This window comes from Methanobrevibacter curvatus (genome assembly GCF_001639295.1).
In the GTDB taxonomy this organism is placed as follows: domain Archaea; phylum Methanobacteriota; class Methanobacteria; order Methanobacteriales; family Methanobacteriaceae; genus Methanoflexus; species Methanoflexus curvatus.
This window is the reverse complement of the sequence record NZ_LWMV01000056.1, coordinates 1-3,212: the sequence shown is the minus strand read 5'-3', so window position 1 is coordinate 3,212 and position 3,212 is coordinate 1. Positions and strand designations below refer to the sequence as shown.

At 27.5% G+C, this 3,212-nt stretch carries 2 protein-coding genes; both read right to left on the bottom strand.

Annotated features, from left to right (window positions below):
* Nucleotides 1-260 precede the first annotated feature (260 nt).
* The gene (locus MBCUR_RS01600; protein WP_067089396.1) at nucleotides 261-740 is read right to left on the bottom strand and encodes a hypothetical protein; all 480 of its coding nucleotides are present in this window, start codon (nucleotides 738-740) and stop codon (nucleotides 261-263) included.
* Between the two features lie 50 nt (nucleotides 741-790).
* Nucleotides 791-3,212 (bottom strand): transglutaminase-like domain-containing protein (locus MBCUR_RS01595; protein ID WP_281190504.1); only part of this gene is annotated, 2,422 nt, incomplete at its 5' end.

The window sequence follows — 3,212 nt, the reverse complement described above, 5'->3', positions numbered from 1 at the left end:
TTAAAACATCAGCTTTTTGTTGATGTCTATTAATAAGTTTATTCAAACGAGTTTTCTTAATACATTTTTTAACTTTTTTTTGTACTTTATTTGCCATAAAGATAATATGTTAAACATTGCTTTTAAATTTTTCGATTTAAACTATATATAAAACTAAAACTTACAAATAGCTATTAAAAAAAAATATTTAAAGATAAAAATTATTAAAAACAGAGTAAGAAATTAATAATAAATTATCCTCAAAAAATTTACCAATTTTATTATCCTAAATCTATTTCACCTGTAGCATCACTTATACGAAATGTTCCTAGCCATTCATTATTTTTTTTAAAATATGCTCCAAAGTTCCAATATAATTCACCTTTATCATACTCATAGCCTTTATATTTCACATAAGTCATGTTTCTATTATCACCATCAGCACCTTGATAAGAGTTAGCTATACTATATGCTTTAGAATATGATAATTTAGAATTTTTAGGAAGATTTTTAGGCTGATTCTTTTTCTCAAAGTTATTGGAACCCTTAATATTTTTAACAGGATTTATTTCATTTGTAGAATTACTAGTATTATTTTCAGTCTCATTAATATCATTATTATTAATACTGTTTGTGTTATTAACTTTAGAGCTATTTTCGGCAATATCTTGTCCATTATCTAAATTAGTATAAATAAGACTAACACAAGCTATTATTAAAATAGTTGCAATACAGATATAAATTAAATTTCTTAATTTCAATATAATCACTTCCTCAATTTAATATTTATTTTAAATTTAAACAAAATATTTTATCCTCTAGTCAAACAACATGAAACCTTATTCTTTTTATTAGTTGTAGTTTTATGTACATAGAACTTACTTGCTTTATAGCCTGGATAGCTCTTTATTTCCACTGTTTTCGGATTCCATTTTTTACTTCTAATAATATTCACATCATTTCTGGAATTTGTTGTATCAAGAACATATTTTCCTGTATTAGTATAATAAGCTCTCACAACAACATGCCCCTCAAAAGCCCAGTTATGTTCAAAATATGCTGGAACACCAACAGTCCTCAAAAAAGTAACTAGTAAAATAGATTGATCAACACAATTTGCAGTTTTCTTAACTTTATTTTGCAATCTCCATAAAACATCAGTAGACTTATAATGAGAATTTGAATAACCATGATAATCCATACGTTTTTTAATCCAAGCATAAATAGTTCTTATTTTTTGATCAGCAGATAATTTCCCTTCGATACCCTTACCAGAGCCAGCTTTTCCCTGAAATATCTTAATTGCAAGATTTTTAAAATCACTGTGATTTACCTGAATACGAGAATCAGAATATGTTAATTCATTCTTCAATTTTGAAGAAAATCCTAAGCCACTGAAATAAATATCCGTAGTTGTATTTTCAAAAAAACTAACTGTCCTTTTAGATTTAGTATTATTCTTATTAACCAAATTATAAGTATACTTTATACATGGAGTCAAAGATTTATAATTAATACTAGCTTTACTAACTGAAACAAAAAATGAAAATTGTGATTTCGAAGTATTATTTGTATACTTAGGAACTATTTTGCCAATAGTATAGTTACCTTTAGAATTTGAACTAAGATTAAACCAAGTTCCAGAAGTAGTAGGTTTTGAGCCTATTTTCTTCCAATCCACACCATTTTTACTATTAATTGTACCAGAATACCAACCATCTTTATTAACTTTATAAATATAATAAGTTACTCCAATAGAACTACGTTTTTTAAGATTATAATAGCTAATATTCTTAGAACTAACTTTATATTTAGATATATCAATTAAACTAGCTAAATGAGCATCTTCATGATTTGAAAGCCCAACAGTTACACTACCTCCTTTAATATAACCAGTGGAAGATGAAGAACTAGATGAAATTGATTTTTTATTTGTGTAAGTTTTAGTTTTAGGAGTTGACGGAGCTGTACTACTTACCTTAACAGAAGTAGATACTGTCCATTTTTTGCCACCTTGAGAATAGCTAACTGACACATTAACTTTATTAACATTTTTAGATACATTGTAAGTTCTTGTAGCTACACCATTAGAATTAGATGTTATATTCTTTTTACTGCCAGCAATGGCTGAAGAAAAAGTTTTACCTGGTGTATTGTCTGAAGGTGTTTTTTTAGATCCATTTATAGAAGTGTTGCCTTTACTGTTGTATATTGCTCCAGCAATGTTATCTCCAGTCTTCAGATAGACATTGATAGTTAATTTTTTACCTGGTTTAACTGCAGTCGGAGCTTTAAGTGAAATACTTATAACTTTTGCAACATTAGAACTTATGCCAACTTTAGAAACTCTTAAATTAGCTAAATTACAAATACCACTACCATAGTTTGCAGTATTTCCAGTAATACTCCCACCACTAACATTCAAAGCATTTTTAGAATAAATAGCTCCACCATTATCTGTGGCTTTATTACTAGAAAATTTTGTTGAAGAGATAGCTAAAGGAGAATTACTATAAATTGCTCCACCGTTTTTAGCAGAATTAGTTGTAAATTTAGAATTTCCACTTATAGTAGATCTAGAACTACCAGAGAGATAAATTCCACCACCATTACTGTTAGCTTTATTATTTGTGAAATTAGAATTGTTTAAAATATTCACAGTAGCACTATTAATATATAGCCCAGCACCATTGGAACTAACAATATTACTTAGAAATTCAATAGAGTTAATGGCTAAATTAGAATTAGTGTAAATTCCACCACCATTAATGGCTTTATTGTTATTAAAAGTAGATTTGGTTGTAATAGTTGTAATCCCACCATTTAAATATAATGCTCCTCCATTAGTGGATGCATTATTTCTATTGAACTTAGATGAAGAAATTTGTAAGTTTTTAAGAGAAAAAATAGCTCCACCGTTTACCGTTGCTAGATTATCATTAAAGTTAGCCGAAACAATATTTAAAACACTATTAGAATATATCGCTCCACCGTTTAAAGCTCTATTTAATGAAAAATTTGAATTACTTAATATTCTAGTGGTTCCTCCATTGATATATACTGCACCACCATTAGATGTGGCATTATTTTTACTAAATATAGAAGTAGAAATATTTAAATCTTTTAAAGAATATATTGCACCACCATTAGTAGCTTTATTCTCATAAAAACTAGATTTAGAAGAAATACTACTTATTCCATTTGTATAAATAGCTCCACCAGAGTTTGTAGCA